16 protein-coding genes, 1 riboswitch and 1 other annotated feature are annotated in these 16823 nt (G+C 45.7%); of the genes, 14 read left to right on the forward strand and 2 right to left on the reverse strand.

The genetic code is table 11. The features are described 5' to 3' along the window. Positions 1 to 16 precede the first annotated feature (16 nt). A complete protein-coding gene (locus FCU94_RS05560) occupies positions 17 to 1321 on the forward strand; it encodes an inosine/guanosine kinase (protein WP_176287531.1) in 1305 nt (434 codons plus the stop codon). Positions 1322 to 1467: 146 nt separating this feature from the next. On the opposite strand, the gene FCU94_RS05565 is transcribed toward FCU94_RS05560, so the two are convergent. Beyond that, the gene (locus tag FCU94_RS05565; RefSeq protein ID WP_176287532.1) at positions 1468 to 1881 is read right to left on the reverse strand and encodes an H-NS histone family protein; all 414 of its coding nucleotides are present in this window, start codon (positions 1879 to 1881) and stop codon (positions 1468 to 1470) included. Positions 1882 to 2398: 517 nt separating this feature from the next. Continuing rightward, positions 2399 to 2580, forward strand: a riboswitch (Lysine riboswitch). A 113-nt stretch (positions 2581 to 2693) separates the two neighbouring features. On the opposite strand from FCU94_RS05565, the gene FCU94_RS05570 reads away from it, so the two are divergent. From FCU94_RS05570 to hisIE, 9 genes are all read left to right on the forward strand, one after another. Further along, complete coding sequence (locus tag FCU94_RS05570; RefSeq protein ID WP_176287533.1) at positions 2694 to 4295, forward strand: Na+/H+ antiporter NhaC family protein; 1602 nt, start codon at positions 2694 to 2696, stop codon at positions 4293 to 4295. A gap of 175 nt (positions 4296 to 4470) precedes the next feature. Then, positions 4471 to 4606: a sequence feature (His leader region), on the forward strand. Between the two features lie 51 nt (positions 4607 to 4657). Further along, positions 4658 to 5554 (forward strand): ATP phosphoribosyltransferase, encoded by an 897-nt coding sequence (gene hisG, locus FCU94_RS05575; RefSeq protein ID WP_176287534.1) that lies wholly within the window; start codon positions 4658 to 4660, stop codon positions 5552 to 5554. A 4-nt stretch (positions 5555 to 5558) separates the two neighbouring features. Beyond that, positions 5559 to 6851 (forward strand): histidinol dehydrogenase, encoded by a 1293-nt coding sequence (gene hisD, locus FCU94_RS05580; protein WP_176287535.1) that lies wholly within the window; start codon positions 5559 to 5561, stop codon positions 6849 to 6851. A 12-nt stretch (positions 6852 to 6863) separates the two neighbouring features. After that, positions 6864 to 7904, forward strand: a complete 1041-nt coding sequence (hisC, locus tag FCU94_RS05585; protein ID WP_176287536.1) for a histidinol-phosphate transaminase — start codon at positions 6864 to 6866, stop codon at positions 7902 to 7904. A 69-nt stretch (positions 7905 to 7973) separates the two neighbouring features. Continuing rightward, on the forward strand, positions 7974 to 9047 hold the full coding sequence (hisB, locus tag FCU94_RS05590) for a bifunctional histidinol-phosphatase/imidazoleglycerol-phosphate dehydratase HisB (RefSeq protein WP_176287537.1): 1074 nt from the start codon (positions 7974 to 7976) through the stop codon (positions 9045 to 9047). A gap of 13 nt (positions 9048 to 9060) precedes the next feature. Then, on the forward strand, positions 9061 to 9675 hold the full coding sequence (gene hisH / locus FCU94_RS05595) for an imidazole glycerol phosphate synthase subunit HisH (protein WP_176287538.1): 615 nt from the start codon (positions 9061 to 9063) through the stop codon (positions 9673 to 9675). 12 nt (positions 9676 to 9687) lie between these two features. Next, positions 9688 to 10425, forward strand: coding sequence for a 1-(5-phosphoribosyl)-5-[(5-phosphoribosylamino)methylideneamino]imidazole-4-carboxamide isomerase (gene hisA, locus FCU94_RS05600; RefSeq protein WP_176287539.1), 738 nt, complete (start codon positions 9688 to 9690; stop codon positions 10423 to 10425). Beyond that, positions 10407 to 11180 carry an imidazole glycerol phosphate synthase subunit HisF gene (hisF, locus tag FCU94_RS05605; protein ID WP_176287540.1) on the forward strand — a complete coding sequence of 258 codons (774 nt, stop codon included), beginning with the start codon at positions 10407 to 10409 and terminating at the stop codon, positions 11178 to 11180. Before hisA ends, hisF begins: the two co-directional genes overlap by 19 nt. Continuing rightward, the gene (hisIE, locus tag FCU94_RS05610; RefSeq protein ID WP_176287541.1) at positions 11177 to 11812 is read left to right on the forward strand and encodes a bifunctional phosphoribosyl-AMP cyclohydrolase/phosphoribosyl-ATP diphosphatase HisIE; all 636 of its coding nucleotides are present in this window, start codon (positions 11177 to 11179) and stop codon (positions 11810 to 11812) included. The genes hisF and hisIE overlap by 4 nt, the downstream gene beginning before the upstream one ends. A 50-nt stretch (positions 11813 to 11862) precedes the next feature. On the opposite strand, the gene FCU94_RS05615 is transcribed toward hisIE, so the two are convergent. Further along, a complete protein-coding gene (locus tag FCU94_RS05615; protein WP_176287542.1) occupies positions 11863 to 12714 on the reverse strand; it encodes a TPR end-of-group domain-containing protein in 852 nt (283 codons plus the stop codon). 292 nt (positions 12715 to 13006) lie between these two features. On the opposite strand from FCU94_RS05615, the gene ectA reads away from it, so the two are divergent. From ectA to FCU94_RS05635, 4 genes are all read left to right on the forward strand, one after another. After that, complete coding sequence (gene ectA, locus FCU94_RS05620) at positions 13007 to 13549, forward strand: diaminobutyrate acetyltransferase (protein ID WP_176287543.1); 543 nt, start codon at positions 13007 to 13009, stop codon at positions 13547 to 13549. A 24-nt stretch (positions 13550 to 13573) separates the two neighbouring features. Next, positions 13574 to 14839, forward strand: coding sequence for a diaminobutyrate--2-oxoglutarate transaminase (ectB, locus tag FCU94_RS05625; protein ID WP_176287544.1), 1266 nt, complete (start codon positions 13574 to 13576; stop codon positions 14837 to 14839). A gap of 15 nt (positions 14840 to 14854) precedes the next feature. Then, positions 14855 to 15241: an ectoine synthase gene (locus FCU94_RS05630; protein WP_176287545.1), complete on the forward strand. Its 387-nt coding sequence runs from the start codon at positions 14855 to 14857 to the stop codon at positions 15239 to 15241. A gap of 77 nt (positions 15242 to 15318) precedes the next feature. Further along, complete coding sequence (locus FCU94_RS05635; RefSeq protein WP_176287546.1) at positions 15319 to 16758, forward strand: aspartate kinase; 1440 nt, start codon at positions 15319 to 15321, stop codon at positions 16756 to 16758. Positions 16759 to 16823 lie beyond the last annotated feature (65 nt).

A 16823-nucleotide genomic window follows, 5' to 3' on the forward strand; every position in this document is an offset into this window, starting at 1 on the left:
ATTCAGAATCAGCAATATGAAATTTCCTGGTCAACGTAAATCCAAGCACTATTTTCCCGTTCATGCTCGTGACCCACTTGTTACTCAATCACAAGAGAGCAAGAAAATGTCACGAACCCATATTATTGGTATTGACCAAACATTGGTGGATATTGAAGCAAAGGTCAGTAGTGAGCTGATTGAGAAATACAAGCTGAGCAAGGGACACTCGCTGGTTATTGATGATGAAACGGCTGAAACCTTGTACAACGAGCTTAAAGACTATGAGTTGATCACCAACGAGTATGCGGGTGGCACGATTGGGAATACCCTACACAACTACTCGGTATTGGCGGACGACCGCTCAACCTTGTTAGGCGTGATGAGTCAAGACATTAAAATTGGCAGCTATGGTTACCGATACCTGTGCAACACTTCAAGTCGAATGGATCTTAACTATTTACAAGGTGTGGAAGGGGCAATTGGCCGCTGTTTTGCTCTGATTACAGAAGAGGGTGAGCGTACCTTTGCGATCAGTGAAGGGCAGATGAATCAACTGCATCCAAACAGCATTCCAGAAAAGATTTTCAATAATGCGTCTGCGCTTGTCCTTACGGCTTATCTAGTTCGTTGCAAAGAGGGCGATCCTATGCCTGAGGCCACGATGAAAGCGATTGAGTACGCGAAGAAAAACGATGTGCCAGTGGTCCTGACCTTAGGGACTAAGTTCGTTATCCAAGAGGATCCGCTGTTTTGGCAAGAGTTCTTGCGTGATCACGTTAGCGTGGTTGCGATGAATGAAGATGAAGCCGAAGCGTTGACGGGAGAGAGTGACCCGTTGGTTGCTTCAGACAAAGCGCTTGAATGGGTGGATTTGGTTCTGTGTACGGCAGGCCCACTCGGTTTGTTTATGGCGGGTTATACGGAAGATGCAGCGAAACGTGAAACGTCACTACCGCTGTTACCAGGCAGTATTGCTGAGTTTAACCGTTACGAATTTAGTCGTCCAGCATCGAAAGCGCTATGTGAAAACCCGATCAAAGTGTATTCACATATTTCACCTTATATGGGTGGGCCAGAAAAAATTAAAAATACCAATGGTGCAGGCGACGCTGCTTTATCGGCACTCTTACACGACATGGCCGCGAATAAGTACCATAAAGAAAATGTGCCTAATTCAAGTAAGCATACCTACTCTTATCTTACTTACTCTTCTTTCTCACAAGTGTGTAAGTACTCAAACCGTGCTAGTTATGAAGTGTTGGTTCAACACTCGCCACGATTATCCAAAGGTTTACCAGAGCGTGAAGACAGTTTAGAAGAGGCATACTGGGAACGTTAATTGACACTGTCGTTAAATACCAAATTTCATCCTAATCAGTATTTATACTTAGTGCCACAAAAAATGCCTGCTAATGTCAGGCATTTTATTTGTAACAAAATAAAAAGCGCCGAATGGCGCTTTTTTAATAATGCTTGAATCAATAACTAGATTAGGAAATCATCAAGAGATTTGCCCGCATCCAACTGCTCTTGAATTGCTGAAGGCGTGCGGCCTTGACCTGTCCAAGTCTTCTCTTTACCTGAACCATCTACATACTTGTATTTCGGTGGGCGAGGAGCACGTTTTGTCTTGGTCTTGCTTTTAGTTTTCGATTCGCCAGCAAGCGCAGAAATAAGCGCATTGACATCGATGCCGTCTTTAGAAATCTGTTCTGCAATAGCGGCTAATTTCGCTTCTTGCTCGGCTGCTGCTGCTCGTTCAGCCTCTTCTGCTTCTTTACGCTCTGCGACTACCGTGGTTAATTTATCGAGAGCTTCTTCGAGTTGCTCTACTGTCAGTTCACGAGCGAACGCACGTAGACTGCGAATATTTAATAGTGTTTTTGTTAATTCCGACATTTCTTCATCTCTTCAATTTAAGTTGCCGATAGAAGAATCATAAACTGCTAATTTAAATAATACAATCGAATAGATAAATTTTTATATAAAATATATTTTTCTATTCAGAAAATATAAATAGTATACAAAATAGAATTGTTAATCAGGAAGTAATCACTCTAAAAATTTGGAATCTAGTGCATTCGTTTCATATATCTGTGAGCAATCTATTATAACGCGACGGCTATGAGCAAATTGGCATATATTGATGGTTATCTTTTGTGAAAAATTTAGCACATAAAAAGTATGGAAATGAACGCCCCTATCGTTTACGCCGAAGTCTATCCAGATTATTGAACTGGATGAATATTCAGTTAGTGTTCATATTCACCTATCTTACTGATGTTATCCTTTTGCCAAGAAAATTTAGAATAATCTGTTGAATCACATGTTGAGTTAAGTACAATGACGGCAACCTAATGCGTTGTGCTGGTTAAATTATTGTTAAATTGATTTTTCATTAGTTTAAAATTCCATCACTCGCGGTAGAGGCGCGGAATAAATAAGTAATGCTTGTTGGGGTGATGCCAATGAACAAGCAGGAAAGGTTATTTCGCCGAAGTGAGTTTTCATATCAAAGGAGCTTGCTGGGGTTACACTCGAAAGGGGTAACACTGCCATAGTCTATAATTTGTAAAACTATGGAGCGCTACTGTAGGGCTGGGTAAAGCAATCGCTTGTCCATCGCTTATTCTAACTACATTGTCGGAAATGAGTTCCTTCAACTAGTCTGCAGTAGATCTCTAACCATTTATTACTGGTTTTTGAAGATCATGAATTTAATTGATTTTGCATCATCTCCACTTTCTCTTTTGCCACCGTTGGTGGCGTTGAGTTTAGCTATTATTACTCGCCGCGTACTCGTTTCTTTAGGCGTCGGTGTTGTCCTTGGCGCTATCCTTTTAAACGATTACTCGCTGGCGAACGCCGCGGGCTACATCGGTTCTACCGTCTCGAGCGTCTTCATTGAGGATGGAGGCTTGAATACTTGGAACATGAGTATCGTTGGCTTCTTACTCCTGCTCGGTATGATGACAGCGCTGTTGACCTTGTCTGGGGGAACGCGTGCATTCGCAGAATGGGCACAAACACGCGTAAAGAGTAAACGTGGTTCTAAATTGCTGGCGGCTTTTCTTGGCGTCTTTATTTTTGTCGACGATTACTTTAACAGTTTGGCTGTGGGTGCGATTTCTCGCCCTGTGACTGACCGTTTTTACGTCTCACGCGCGAAACTTGCTTATATTCTCGACTCTACCGCAGCGCCTATGTGTGTCATCATGCCAGCGTCCAGTTGGGGTGCTTACATTATGACCATTATTGGCGGTATTTTGGTTTCCCATGGTATCACTGAGTACTCAGCGCTTGGTGCTTATGTACGTCTGATCCCTATGAACTTCTATGCCATCTTCGCACTGCTAATGGTGTTTGCTGTTGCTTGGTTCGGTCTGGATATTGGCAAGATGCGAGATCACGAAATCGCGGCTTCACGTGGTCAAGGATTTGCGAAAGAGCAAGCCGATGACTCGCAAGAAGCACATGAGCTAAACGAAGAGCTAGATATTGTTGAGAGTGAAGGCGGTAAGGTATCGGATCTTGTCCTTCCGATTGTGTTGCTGATTGTTGCAACCGTTGCGTCTATGCTCTACACCGGTGGCCAAGCACTCGCCGCAGACGGTATCGCGTTTAACTTACTCGGCGCTTTTGAAAATACTGATGTTGGAATGTCACTAATATACGGTGGTTTAGTGGGCTTAGCCGTTGCGCTATTTACTGTGTTCAAGCAAGGGCTTGCGTTTAGTCAAATCTCACGTACGTTATGGATTGGCGCCAAGTCGATGTTTGGCGCAATTCTGATCCTGGTTTTCGCTTGGACGATTGGCTCAGTGATTGGCGACATGAACACTGGTAAATTCCTCTCAACGCTGGCTCAAGGCAATATTAACCCACACTGGCTTCCAGTTATTCTGTTCTTACTTGCCGGTCTTATGGCCTTCTCTACGGGAACGTCGTGGGGGACATTCGGTATCATGTTACCTATCGCGGGTGATATGGCGGGTGCAACTGACCTTGCATTGATGCTTCCTATGCTGAGTGCTGTTCTAGCGGGTTCTGTGTTTGGTGACCACTGCTCACCGATTTCAGATACGACGATCTTGTCATCGACAGGGGCACGTTGTAACCATATCGATCACGTTGCTACTCAGCTGCCTTACGCGTTATCTGTCGCCGCAGTGTCGTGCATCGGTTTCGTTACATTAGGTATGACGGCATCAGTGGCGATTGCTTTTGCTGCTGCAAGCGTGAGCTTTATCCTAGTATGTGTTTTGTTATCTGTGCTGTCTAAGTCGAAGATGGCAGCTTGCCAAGATGCGTAACTGATTGATATTAAATCATCTTATAAGGGAGCCTCGGCTCCCTTTTTATTTGTTATATACAAAAGCAAAAAAGTTGAAATTAATAGTTGAAAAAAGCGTTCGCCTTAGTTAGTGTGGATATCAATCAAGCGAAACAAAAGAGCTTATCGAGTATGCGTTTATCAGTTATGAACATTCATCACCATCATCACCCAGTCTAGTCTTTCGGGAGATGTACGCATACCCGGGAGATAGGAAACTCCCGGAGGCCAAATCGCAAACTACAAGATTTAGAACCCTCGGGAGATACACTCTTCCGAGGGTTTTTTAGTTTTATAGTTTCACAATTTCGAATTATTACTATTTTGCACAGGGATAAAGCAATGCAAACACAACGCCTAAGAATCGCAATCCAAAAGAAAGGTCGCCTAAGTAAAGAGAGCCAAGCATTATTGAAGAAATGTGGCGTGAAGTTCAACGTGATGGGTGAGAGACTGGTTGTTCACTCTGAAAACATGCCGATTGACCTGCTGCTGGTTCGTGATGATGATATTCCTGGTTTAATCATGGATGGTGTGGTTGATCTAGGTTTCATTGGTGAAAATGAATTAGAAGAAGTTCGTCTCGATCGCAAAGCTCTGGGTGAACCATGTGAGTTTGTTCAACTTCGCCGACTTGATTTTGGTGGCTGCCGTTTGTCTATTGCCATCGATAAAGACGAAGAGTACAAGGGGCCTCAAGACCTTGCTGGTAAACGTATCGCAACGACGTACCCACAGCTGCTGAAAGCTTACATGGATGACGCGGGCGTTCCTTTTTCAACTTGTATGCTCACTGGCTCGGTAGAAGTCGCTCCTCGCGCAGGGCTTGCTGATGCCATCGCTGACTTGGTCTCTACTGGTGCAACTCTGGAGGCAAACGGCTTAAAAGAAGCAGAAATTATCTTCAAATCTAAAGCGACTCTTATTCAACGTACTGGTGAGTTTGACGCTGACAAAGTGGCACTTATCGAAAAGCTCCTAACTCGTATGCAAGGCGTACAGCAAGCGAAAGAGTCTAAGTACATCATGTTGCACGCGCCAGCTGAAAAGCTTGACCAAATTAAAGCACTGCTTCCTGGCGCTGAGGACCCAACGGTATTACCGCTGTCTGCTGACAAACAAAAAGTGGCAGTTCATTTAGTCAGTACTGAAAACCTGTTCTGGGAAACCATGGAACAGTTAAAAGAGTTAGGTGCGAGTTCAATTCTCGTCTTACCAATCGACAAAATGATGGAGTAATGCCATGAGAACCGTTGTTTGGCAGTCATTGAGTGAATCACAGCAAGATTCAATTTTGGAGCGTCCTGCAATCAGTGAAGGCGCCAATATTACCGCCGCCGTTTCTGAGGTCATCGCCAAGGTACGTCAAGATGGTGATGCGGCGTTGGTCGAGCTGACCGAAAGGTTTGATGGCGTGAAACCAAAGTCGATTCGAGTCTCAGAAAGCGACATTGAGCAAGCTTGTTTGAGACTCTCTGATGAGATGAAACAGGCTCTAGAACAAGCCTACCAAAATATTTCTAAGTTCCACAAAGCGCAAAAACCTCAACCCATTAAGGTAGAAACCCAGCCAGGTGTTGTATGTGAACAGGTGACACGTGCGATACAAAAGGTTGGCTTGTATATCCCTGGGGGCAGTGCACCGTTACCCTCAACAGTATTGATGCTAGGCGTACCTGCAAAAATTGCTGGCTGTCGCAAAGTGGTTCTTTGTTCACCTCCACCGATTGCTGATGAAATTCTATATGTCGCTAAGCTGTGTGGCATTGATGAAGTGTACAATGTTGGTGGTGGTCAGGCCGTGGCTGCAATGGCATATGGCACTGAAACGGTATCGAAAGTCGATAAGATTTTTGGCCCGGGCAATGCTTATGTGACAGAAGCGAAACGTCAGGTTAGCAACGATTTTCGCGGCGCAGCAATTGATATGCCTGCTGGTCCTTCAGAAGTCTTGGTCCTGGCAGACGAAACGGCCGATGCGGATTTTATTGCAGCCGATTTATTGAGCCAAGCCGAGCACGGCCCAGACTCTCAAGTGGTATTAGTGACACCTTCGCCCATTATTGCGGATCAAGTGACGGACGCCGTTCAGCGACAACTCAAACAGCTTTCACGTGCTGAGATTGCTCAGCAAGCGCTGGCGTCGAGTTTGATTATTATCGCAGAGTCGATCACCCAATCCATCGCAATCTCGAATTACTACGGCCCTGAGCACTTGATTGTTCAAACTAAAAATCCTCGCGAGCTTTTGCCTCTACTAGATAACGCAGGCTCGATTTTCTTGGGTGATTGGTCGCCTGAATCCGCTGGTGATTACGCATCTGGCACTAATCACGTTCTGCCAACATACGGCTACACACGTACGTATTCAAGTTTAGGTTTGGCCGACTTTTCTAAACGTATGACGGTTCAAGAATTGTCTGCTGATGGGCTAAAGAATCTAGCGCCAACGGTGGTCACTATGGCTGAAGCGGAAGGCTTGGACGCACACAAACGCGCCGTGACAATCCGTGTCGAAAAACTGGCTGCGAAGTAAGAGGATATTGAGATGGAAAAGCTAGCGCGTAAACAAGTCCAACAACTTACCCCTTATTTGTCGGCGCGCCGAATTGGTGGCACGGGCGACGTATGGCTTAATGCCAACGAATCGCCATTTAATAATGAATACAAAACCGACTTTGCTCGTCTAAATCGTTACAGCGAATGTCAGCCTAAAGAACTGATTGCTGCATACGCAGCGTATGCGGGTGTGAAACCAGAACAAACGCTGACTTCTCGAGGGGCAGATGAGGGCATCGAATTACTCATTCGCGCCTTCTGCGAACCGGGTGAAGATGAGATTCTATATTGTCCTCCGACTTACGGTATGTACGCCATCAGTGCTGAAACCATTGGTGTTGAGCGCAAAACCGTGCCGTTAACGCCTGATTGGCAACTAGACCTTGCAGGCATCGAAGCCAATCTGGATAACGTGAAACTGGTTTTCGTCTGTTCGCCAAACAACCCAACCGGTAACTTGGTTAAGCGTGAAGACATTGTGTCTTTGCTTGAGATGACAAAGGACCGAGCAATCGTTGTAATGGACGAAGCGTATATTGATTTTTGCCCAGAAGCATCAACGGTAGATTTACTGGCGCAATACTCGAATCTCGCGATTCTGCGCACTCTGTCGAAAGCTTTTGCGCTTGCTGGCCTTCGTTGTGGATTTACACTTGCCAACGAAGAGCTGATTAATGTACTTCTTAAAGTGATCGCACCTTATCCAGTTCCAGTTCCAGTGGCAGAAATTGCCACTCAGGCGCTTTCTGAAGCAGGCCTAGCGCGAGCCAGGTTCCAAGTTCTCGACTTGAACGCAAACCGTGCTTATTTACAGGTGGGTTTGTCGATGATTCCGGGATTGGAAGTCTTTGAAGGGTGGGGGAACTATCTATTAGTGAAATTCCCAGATGGCGATGATTTTTTCAAAGCCGCTTGGGATACGGGTATTATTTTACGTAACTCACCAATTGAAAACTGCGTACGTATTAGCGTCGGTAACCGCGACGAGTGCGAAAAAACGCTCGGATTTATCAGAAACTACTACTCATAAGTAGAGACAGAATTTATCGCTCTCGCATATAGCGGGGACGTCAAAAAAAATAGCAATAAGGAAGTTCGTGTGAGCAAGCAACAAAAAATCCTATTTATCGACCGTGATGGCACCTTAATTGTTGAGCCGCCAGTTGATTTTCAAGTCGACCGTTTAGACAAGTTAAAACTAGAGCCGTTGGTGATTCCAAGCTTGCTAGCTTTGCAGGATGCAGGCTACCGCCTAGTGATGGTAACGAATCAAGACGGTTTAGGGACAGATAGCTACCCTCAAGCAGACTTTGATGCACCACACAACATGATGATGGAGATTTTTGAATCTCAAGGCGTGAAATTCGATGATGTGTTGATTTGTCCTCACTTCGATGAAGATAACTGCTCTTGTCGTAAACCTAAGTTGGGGATGGTGAAAGAGTACCTTCAAGGTGGCAAAGTGGATTTCCAAAACTCAGCTGTCATTGGTGATCGTCAAACTGATATTCAACTTGCTGAAAACATGGCTATTCGCGGCATTCAATACAACCCAGAGACCATGGGTTGGAAGCAAATTGTTAAAGATTTGACCGTCAAGGCGCGCGTGGCTGAAGTGATTCGTACTACCAAGGAAACGGATATCAAGGTAGCCGTCAATCTCGATGAGCAAGGTGGCAACGACATCACTACGGGTCTTGGCTTTTTCGACCACATGCTGGACCAAATCGCGACACACGGCGGTTTCCAAATGGTGTGTAAGGTAGAAGGTGATTTGCACATTGATGACCACCACACCGTTGAAGATACCGCTCTAGCGTTGGGTCAAGCTCTTAAAGAGGCGCTAGGTGATAAGCGCGGTATCGGCCGTTTTGGTTTTAGCCTACCAATGGATGAGTGCTTAGCACAGTGCGCACTGGATCTTTCCGGTCGTCCTTACCTTAAGTTCGACGCTGAGTTCGGTCGTGAGAAAGTGGGTGATCTTTCAACGGAGATGGTGGTGCACTTCTTCCGTTCTCTGACTGACACTCTAGCCTGTACGCTTCACCTTTCATCTGCGGGCAACAATGATCACCATATCATTGAAAGTTTGTTTAAAGCGTTTGGCCGTACTCTGCGCCAAGCAATCAAAGTAGAAGGCACTGAGCTACCAAGCAGTAAAGGCGTTCTTTAAGGGAGAGTAACCAATGACAGAACAGAGAGTCGTCATTATTGATACCGGCTGTGCCAACGTTTCTTCGGTAAAATTTGCCATTGAGCGCTTAGGCTATGAGGTAACGATTTCTAAAGATCCACAAGTTGTTTTGGCTGCCGATAAGCTATTTCTTCCGGGCGTAGGAACCGCCAGCGAAGCGATGAAAAACCTTGCAGAGCGTGATCTAATTAACTTAGTAAAACAAGTAGAAAAGCCGTTGCTTGGTATCTGTTTGGGTATGCAATTGCTCGGTAAAGTTTCTCAGGAGAAAGGCCAAAAAGCCGATGAGTTAGTTGAGTGCCTTGGACTGTGTGATGGTGAAGTAAAACTGCTACAAACGGGTGATTTGCCACTGCCGCATATGGGGTGGAACACGGTGTCTGCAAAAACAGGTAACCCACTGTTCAAGGGTATTGAAGAGGGTGAGTACTTCTACTTCGTACACAGCTTTGCTATGCCAGTGGGAGAGTACACCATCGCTGAGTGTGATTACGGAAACCCTTTCACTGCAGCAGTGCAGAGTGGCAACTACTATGGTGTGCAGTTCCACCCTGAGCGTTCTTCAAAAGCGGGCGCGAAGCTTATTCAAAACTTCTTAGAATTATAAAAGGGATTTAGTGTGATTATTCCAGCTCTTGATTTAATTGAAGGACAGGTGGTTCGCCTTTATCAAGGTGATTACGGCCAAGTCACTGAATATAAAGTTGACCCAGCCGAGCAGTTCAACTTGTACCATCAAGCGGGTGCAAATTGGCTGCACTTAGTGGACTTAACTGGCGCGAAAGATACAGCAGCGCGTCAGCTTGACCTTATTGCCAAGCTTCTTGCTAGCACGCCAGCAAACATCCAAATTGGTGGTGGCGTGCGTTCTGAACAAGATGTGGTTGATTTGTTAGAAGCAGGGGCGCAACGTGTTGTTGTTGGATCGACTGCGGTAAAACAACCAGAGCTTGTGAAAGCTTGGATGGAAAAATACGGTGCAGAGAAAATCGTCCTCGCGCTAGATATCAACATCGACCAAGACGGCACGCGTAAAGTGGCGATCTCCGGTTGGCAAGAAGACTCAGGCGTGACGATTGAAGCTCTGGTCAACGATTACCTAACGGTGGGTCTACAGCACGTGCTTTGTACGGACATTTCTCGTGACGGTACGTTAGAAGGCTCAAACGTTGAGCTGTACGTCGACCTATGCAAACAGTATCCACAAGTGCAGTTCCAATCCTCAGGCGGCATCGGCTCATTAGCGGATATAGAAGCGTTAAAAGGCAGCGGTGTAGCAGGCGTGATAGTCGGTCGTGCTCTGTTGGATGGCAAGTTCACTGCAGAGGAGGCATTTACATGCTGGCAAAGCGAATAATTCCGTGTCTTGATGTTCGTGACGGGCAAGTGGTAAAGGGCGTGCAATTCCGTAACCACGAAATCATTGGCGACATCGTTCCTCTGGCGCAGCGCTATGCACAAGAGGGCGCTGACGAGTTGGTGTTCTACGATATTACCGCTTCAAGTGATGGTCGAGTCGTCGATAAAAGTTGGGTCGCTCGCGTTGCAGAAGTGATTGATATTCCTTTCTGTGTCGCTGGTGGTATTAAATCAGCGGAAGATGCAGCACGCATTCTTGAATTTGGCGCAGATAAGGTATCGATTAACTCACCTGCCTTGGCGAATCCTCAGTTGATTACTGATCTTGCTGACAAGTTTGGTGTGCAATGTATCGTGGTAGGTATCGATTCATACTACGACAAAGAGACAGGCAAATATCAGGTTTACCAGTTTACTGGCGATGAACAGAGAACCAAAGCGACTCAATGGGAAACACGTGATTGGGCACAAGAAGTACAAAAATGTGGCGCTGGTGAAATCGTACTGAATATGATGAACCAAGACGGCGTGCGCAACGGCTACGATATCGATCAGCTAAACATGGTGCGTGAAGTGTGTAATGTACCGCTGATTGCATCAGGTGGCGCGGGTGCTATGGAGCACTTTGCGGAGGCATACCAAAAAGCTAATGTGGATGGTGCGCTTGCCGCATCGGTGTTCCACAAACAAGTCATCAATATTGGTGAACTAAAGCAGTATTTGAAACAACAAGGCATTGAGGTACGACTATGAGTTTTAACACCGCCGAAGTAAGTTCGCTTTCTGAGCGCATCAACTGGGAAAAGGTGGATGGTTTGGTACCTGCCATCGTACAAGATTTCCAATCGAGCCAAGTGTTGATGATGGGTTACATGAACCAAGATGCGTTGGCAAAAACGGGCGAGACGGGTCAAGTGACGTTTTTTTCTCGTACTAAACAGCGTTTATGGACCAAAGGGGAAACCTCTGGCAATGTGTTGCAGTTAGTAAATCTTTCATTGGATTGCGACAATGACACGTTGTTAGTTAAGGTCAATCCGATTGGCCCCACTTGCCATACAGGAACCACGACTTGTTGGGATGGCGATTCGCAAGAAGAGAGCCAAATGGTGTGGCTTCATCAACTTGAGCAATTATTGGCTGCCCGCAAGAGTGCCGATCCAGACTCTTCGTATACCGCCAGTCTTTATGCCCGTGGTACCAAGCGTATTTCGCAGAAAGTGGGCGAAGAAGGTGTTGAAGTCGCGCTTGCGGCGACGTCGGGCGATAAGGCGGAGTTAGTGTGTGAATCTGCTGATTTGATTTACCACTTAATGGTATTGCTTCAAGATCAAGGGTTATCAATCAATGACGTCGTTAATAAGCTCAAAGAGCGTCACAAGTAAACTCTGAGTAAACAAAAAAACCGCCGTTAAGGCGGTTTTTTTACGTGGTTTTATTCGCTTTGAGTTGGAATCAAGGCATCAAACCTTGGGTTACCGTGCAACCCCTCCAAATCTGGTTCTGTATCGATCAAGTCTGAAATGGATGGACTTGCTTCGATGGCCTTTTCTAGATCTTCGATCGCTTGCTCTTCAACCCCCAGACGTGAATAGGCACAGGCTCTTTGATATAAAGCGGGTCCATTGGTGTTGTCTAACTCAAGAACTCGATTACATAGGCTGAGTGCCCAATGGTATTCTTTGATTTCCATCGCCGCATCGGCTTTGTAGGTCAATGCTTCTAGATCACCAGGCCTGATAGTAAGAATCTCATCGAAAACGTCGATACGCTGTTCTGCGGTCGGCATACTTTGCGCCCTCAACCATAGGTTGTGGATCTCGTTAATCTTTTCAATTTCTTTATTGTTCTCACTAATAATGCGGGTTTTGCGTTTTAGGTCGCGCTCCAGCACGCTGAATTTTTTCTCATACTCTTTGGCGATAGCATCAAGACGTTTGTCTGCCATTTCTTTCGTGTTGTGTTTAAACTCACGTAGAGACTGCCATCCCACAAAGGCAATCAGTGAGGCGACACCCGCGATAATGTAGAAAAAGTAGGTGACAGTAACGTTGGCATAGTTGAGTGACTTATCCGCCACACTAAGTTCTCGATCAGTAATTTGCACGATCACTCGTCGTTCAAGATCCTGCTGATCTTGGCGAAGAGCCTTGAGCTCATCGAGTATGTATCGCTCCATTAATGGGCGGTCGAGTAGTTCAGAATCCGAATAGGCAGTCGATTCAGTGAAACCGGGCATACTGGTTAGAGTGCAAAGCATGCCAAATAACGTTATCCACAATCGCATATTAGCGTCCATCTATCTATTTGTTTCTAGTGCATAAACTTTAACAAATTTGTTCATGACTTTATACGTTAGCTTGGTAATTTCACGCCCCCTCCCAACGCGCGGGCGCTACTCTATCACGATCTTGCCTAGCTCAAACTATTAATTAGACTACTAATGAATATTAACCTAATTTATGTGATTTATATCACATTTATTGGGTGTTTAACCGAATTGAATTTGATTTCTTAATCGATTCTAGCCGATATTAATGGCGGAAATTGTTTAGAGTTCAAAGGAAATGTTTTTATATATGATTTCTTCAGCACCTTGGGTTATGTATCCTGAAATACAGGACGGCCAACAGTCAGAATTGAGCCTTACTCAGCCTTGTGCTGAAGACGGCGATGGTATTGCCCAGCTTATTGCGGACTGCCCGCCACTCGACATTAATTCTTCGTACTGTAATTTTTTGCAGTCTACTCATTTTCGCAAAACTTGCGTAATCGCTAAGCAAGGTGGACGAGTTGCGGGGTTTATCTCTGCTTACTTAAAACCTGAGCAGCCGAACACTTTGTTCGTTTGGCAGGTCGCGATTGGTACAGATTTTCGTGGACAGGGATTGGCCTTCACTATGCTTTCCTCGTTGCTTAACCGTGAAAACTTGAGCCACATCGATGCGGTTGAGACGACGATAACCAAAGACAACCAAGCTTCTTGGGCGCTGTTTAACAAGCTCGACCAAAATCACGGTATGCAAGGGAAAGTGAGTAAGTTCCTCGATGAGCATGAACATTTCAAAGGGAAACATGATAGCGAATACTTGTATCGTATCCCATTAAACCATAACCAATAATCAGGAGTTAGAAACGGTATCATCATGGATATTTTTAAAAAGCAGGAATCAAAAGTCCGCTCTTATTCGAACAGCTTTCCAGTAGTTTTTACTAAAGCAAAAGGATGCTGGCTTGAGACAGAACAAGGCGAACGGTACTTAGATTTCCTAGCTGGGGCTGGTTCACTGAACTATGGCCACAATAACCCTGTATTAAAACTGGCTTTACTTGAGTACATCGAGATGGATGGTATAACCCATGGCCTAGATATGCACTCTCAAGCAAAAGCAGACTTCTTAACCGCGCTACAAAATTACATCTTGGCGCCGCGCGATCTTAACTACAAAGTTCAGTTTACTGGCCCGACCGGTACCAATGCGGTGGAAGCGGCACTCAAGCTGGCACGCAAGGTCAAAGGACGCGACTCAATTGTCGCCTTCACTAACGGCTTTCATGGTTGTACCACAGGAGCACTCTCTGCAACCGGTAACCAACACCATCGCCAAGGCGCAGGTACCAGCCTGACCAATGTGACACGCATTCCGTTTGAAGGATACGCTGATATCGATGGGCTTAAGCTGTTTGAAACCATGCTCAATGACAACTCTGCCGGTATGGACAAACCAGCAGCAGTATTGCTAGAGACGGTACAAGGTGAGGGTGGTTTAAACGTCGCTTCAGAACAGTGGCTTCAGCGCTTACGTAAGATTTGTGACCAGAATGACATCTTGATGATCGTAGATGACATTCAAGCTGGCTGTGGCCGTACTGGTACTTTCTTCAGTTTTGAGCCGTCGGGTATCGTGCCTGACATCGTGACGCTATCGAAATCTATCGGCGGATATGGTCTCCCAATGGCAGTCGTGTTGCTTAAACCCGAGCTCGATCAGTGGAAACCAGGTGAGCACAACGGAACCTTCCGCGGCAACAATCATGCGTTCGTGACCGCTGCTAAGGCATTAGAGATCTACTGGGCTGATGGACAGTTCGAAGAACACATTGCCCTTTGCTCTGAAAAAGTGAGCGAAGTGATTCAACGCAATATCAAACGTTACCCTGAACTGTTCTCAAAGCAAAAGGGGCGAGGCATGATGACGGGGGTTGAGTGTCATGATGGCGACATCTCCGATGAAATAACAAGCGCGTGTTTTGCTAATGGAATGGTGATTGAAACCGCGGGTCCAAATGATGAAGTGGTGAAATTCTTCTGCCCGCTAACTATTACCGAAGCAGAACTAGAAGAAGGTCTTGCGATCTTTGAGAAGTCCGTGAGCCAAGTGGCCGCAAAACACATTAAGAAAGCATCTTAGAACGAGAGATTAGTCATGATAGTTAGAACGCTAGAAGAGTGTCGTGATAGTGAACGTCGAGTAGTCGCCGAAACGTGGGAAAGTGTACGTATGTTGTTGAAAGATGACAACATGGGATTTTCTTTCCACATTACGACCATATACGAAGACACTGAAACGCACATTCATTACAAGAACCATCTCGAGTCTGTCTATTGCGTCAGTGGTGAAGGAGAGATTGAAGTGGTCGGTGGAGAAACGTATCCAATTCGTCCAGGTACGCTTTACATCTTAGATAAGCATGATGAGCACTACCTCCGTGCGTATAAAGGTACGCCGATGGTCATGGCTTGTGTGTTTAATCCGCCAATCACAGGCCGAGAAGTTCACGACGAAAACGGTGTCTACCCGCTGGTTGACTAACCGCTTGTCTTTGAGGGGCGAAAGCCCCTTTTATTTACCTATTCAACTCACATTTTAGAAACCCAAAAGGTTCTTATATGACTTATACCGTAGAGAAAATCGGCGGTACTTCAATGACAGCATTTGATGCTGTTCTCGACAATATTATTTTACGTCCCGCTGAAAATGACCGTTATAACCGAGTGTTTGTTGTATCGGCCTATGGCGGCATGACGGATTCACTACTCGAGTGTAAAAAAACCAGTAAGCCTGGCGTCTATCAACTGATTGCCAAGCGTGATGATGGTTGGCAAGAAGCACTTTCCTATTTGGAACAGCGTATGTTGTTGACTAATGAACATATGTTTGCCGATCCAATGAGTCGCCACCGTGCCGATAAGTTTATCCGTTCACGTATCGCTGAGGCGAAGAATTGCATCTCCAATATTCTTGAAACCTGTGAGTATGGCCAGTTTTCGCTGCGTCACTACTTGCCGCAGATCCGCGAGTTTTTGGCTTCAATCGGTGAAGCACACAGTGCGTTTAACACAGTACTGAAACTGAAAAACATCGGTTTAAATGCGCGTTTTGTCGACCTCTCGGGTTGGACGACAAACACACCGAAAAGCCTAGATGAGAGTATTCGAGATGCATTTGCTGACATTGACGTCACCAAAGAGCTGCCGATAGTGACGGGTTATGCTTCTTGTTCTGAGGGGCTGATGTCCACCTATGACCGTGGTTACAGTGAGATTACCTTTAGCCGAATTGCCGCGCTCACCGGCGCTGATTTGGCGATTATTCACAAAGAATACCACCTTAGCTCGGCTGACCCTCGCGTTGTCGGTCCAGAGAAAGTACTGCCGATCGGTAAAACGAACTATGATGTGGCGGATCAGCTCGCAAACTTAGGTATGGAAGCCATTCACCCTAACGCTGCCGCTGGCCTGCGTGACAAAAGTATTGAGTTACAAATTAAAAATACCTTTGAGCCAGAGCACCCAGGTACACTGATTTCTAACGATTATCAGTCGAGCAAAGATAAGATCGAGATTATCGCAGGTAAAGAGAAGGTGTTTGCTCTTCACTTGTTTGACCAAGGAATGGTCGGAAACGTCGATAATGTTAGTTACGATTTGATGGAAATTATTTCTGACGCCCATGTCAGCTTAATAGGCAAAGAGATGAACGCCAACTCAATCACTTATTACTTGGGTGGTAGCAGCGAGAATCTCAACAAAGTACTGTACAAAGCAGAAAAGAAATATCCGCAAGCCGAAATAAAGGGCCGTATGGTAGCGCTGATTTCTGCGATCGGCGCGCAAATTGATACCAATAAAGCGTTAGCCCAAGGTGTATTCGCGCTCTTGAATCAAGGGATTACTCCGGTCGCGCTACACTCATCCATGCGCAATGTGAATGTGCAGTTTGTGGTCAGTGATAAAGAGTATCAGCAAGCGATTTTCTCTTTGCATCAAGAGTTTTTTGCAGACAGACAAGCGCAAAGCACCAAACCAAAGCCACAGAAAGTGGCATAGCGGCAGAAAATCGTCTCCTCCTTAGTTGCGCCCCACGATTGGGGCGCTTTTTTGTTTTAACAACG

This window comes from Vibrio sp. JPW-9-11-11, from assembly GCF_013369335.1.
Classification (GTDB): domain Bacteria; phylum Pseudomonadota; class Gammaproteobacteria; order Enterobacterales; family Vibrionaceae; genus Vibrio.

Coding starts and splice junctions, on each gene's coding strand:
- hisC (WP_176287536.1), top strand. CDS start 6,864: ATGGAAAAGCTAGCGCGTAAACAAGTCCAACAACTTACCCCTTATTTG.
- FCU94_RS05560 (WP_176287531.1), top strand. CDS start 17: ATGAAATTTCCTGGTCAACGTAAATCCAAGCACTATTTTCCCGTTCAT.
- ectB (WP_176287544.1), top strand. CDS start 13,574: ATGGATATTTTTAAAAAGCAGGAATCAAAAGTCCGCTCTTATTCGAAC.
- FCU94_RS05630 (WP_176287545.1), top strand. CDS start 14,855: ATGATAGTTAGAACGCTAGAAGAGTGTCGTGATAGTGAACGTCGAGTA.
- hisG (WP_176287534.1), top strand. CDS start 4,658: ATGCAAACACAACGCCTAAGAATCGCAATCCAAAAGAAAGGTCGCCTA.
- hisF (WP_176287540.1), top strand. CDS start 10,407: ATGCTGGCAAAGCGAATAATTCCGTGTCTTGATGTTCGTGACGGGCAA.
- FCU94_RS05570 (WP_176287533.1), top strand. CDS start 2,694: ATGAATTTAATTGATTTTGCATCATCTCCACTTTCTCTTTTGCCACCG.
- ectA (WP_176287543.1), top strand. CDS start 13,007: ATGATTTCTTCAGCACCTTGGGTTATGTATCCTGAAATACAGGACGGC.
- FCU94_RS05615 (WP_176287542.1), bottom strand. CDS start 12,714: ATGCGATTGTGGATAACGTTATTTGGCATGCTTTGCACTCTAACCAGT.
- hisH (WP_176287538.1), top strand. CDS start 9,061: ATGACAGAACAGAGAGTCGTCATTATTGATACCGGCTGTGCCAACGTT.
- FCU94_RS05635 (WP_176287546.1), top strand. CDS start 15,319: ATGACTTATACCGTAGAGAAAATCGGCGGTACTTCAATGACAGCATTT.
- FCU94_RS05565 (WP_176287532.1), bottom strand. CDS start 1,881: ATGTCGGAATTAACAAAAACACTATTAAATATTCGCAGTCTACGTGCG.
- hisD (WP_176287535.1), top strand. CDS start 5,559: ATGAGAACCGTTGTTTGGCAGTCATTGAGTGAATCACAGCAAGATTCA.
- hisIE (WP_176287541.1), top strand. CDS start 11,177: ATGAGTTTTAACACCGCCGAAGTAAGTTCGCTTTCTGAGCGCATCAAC.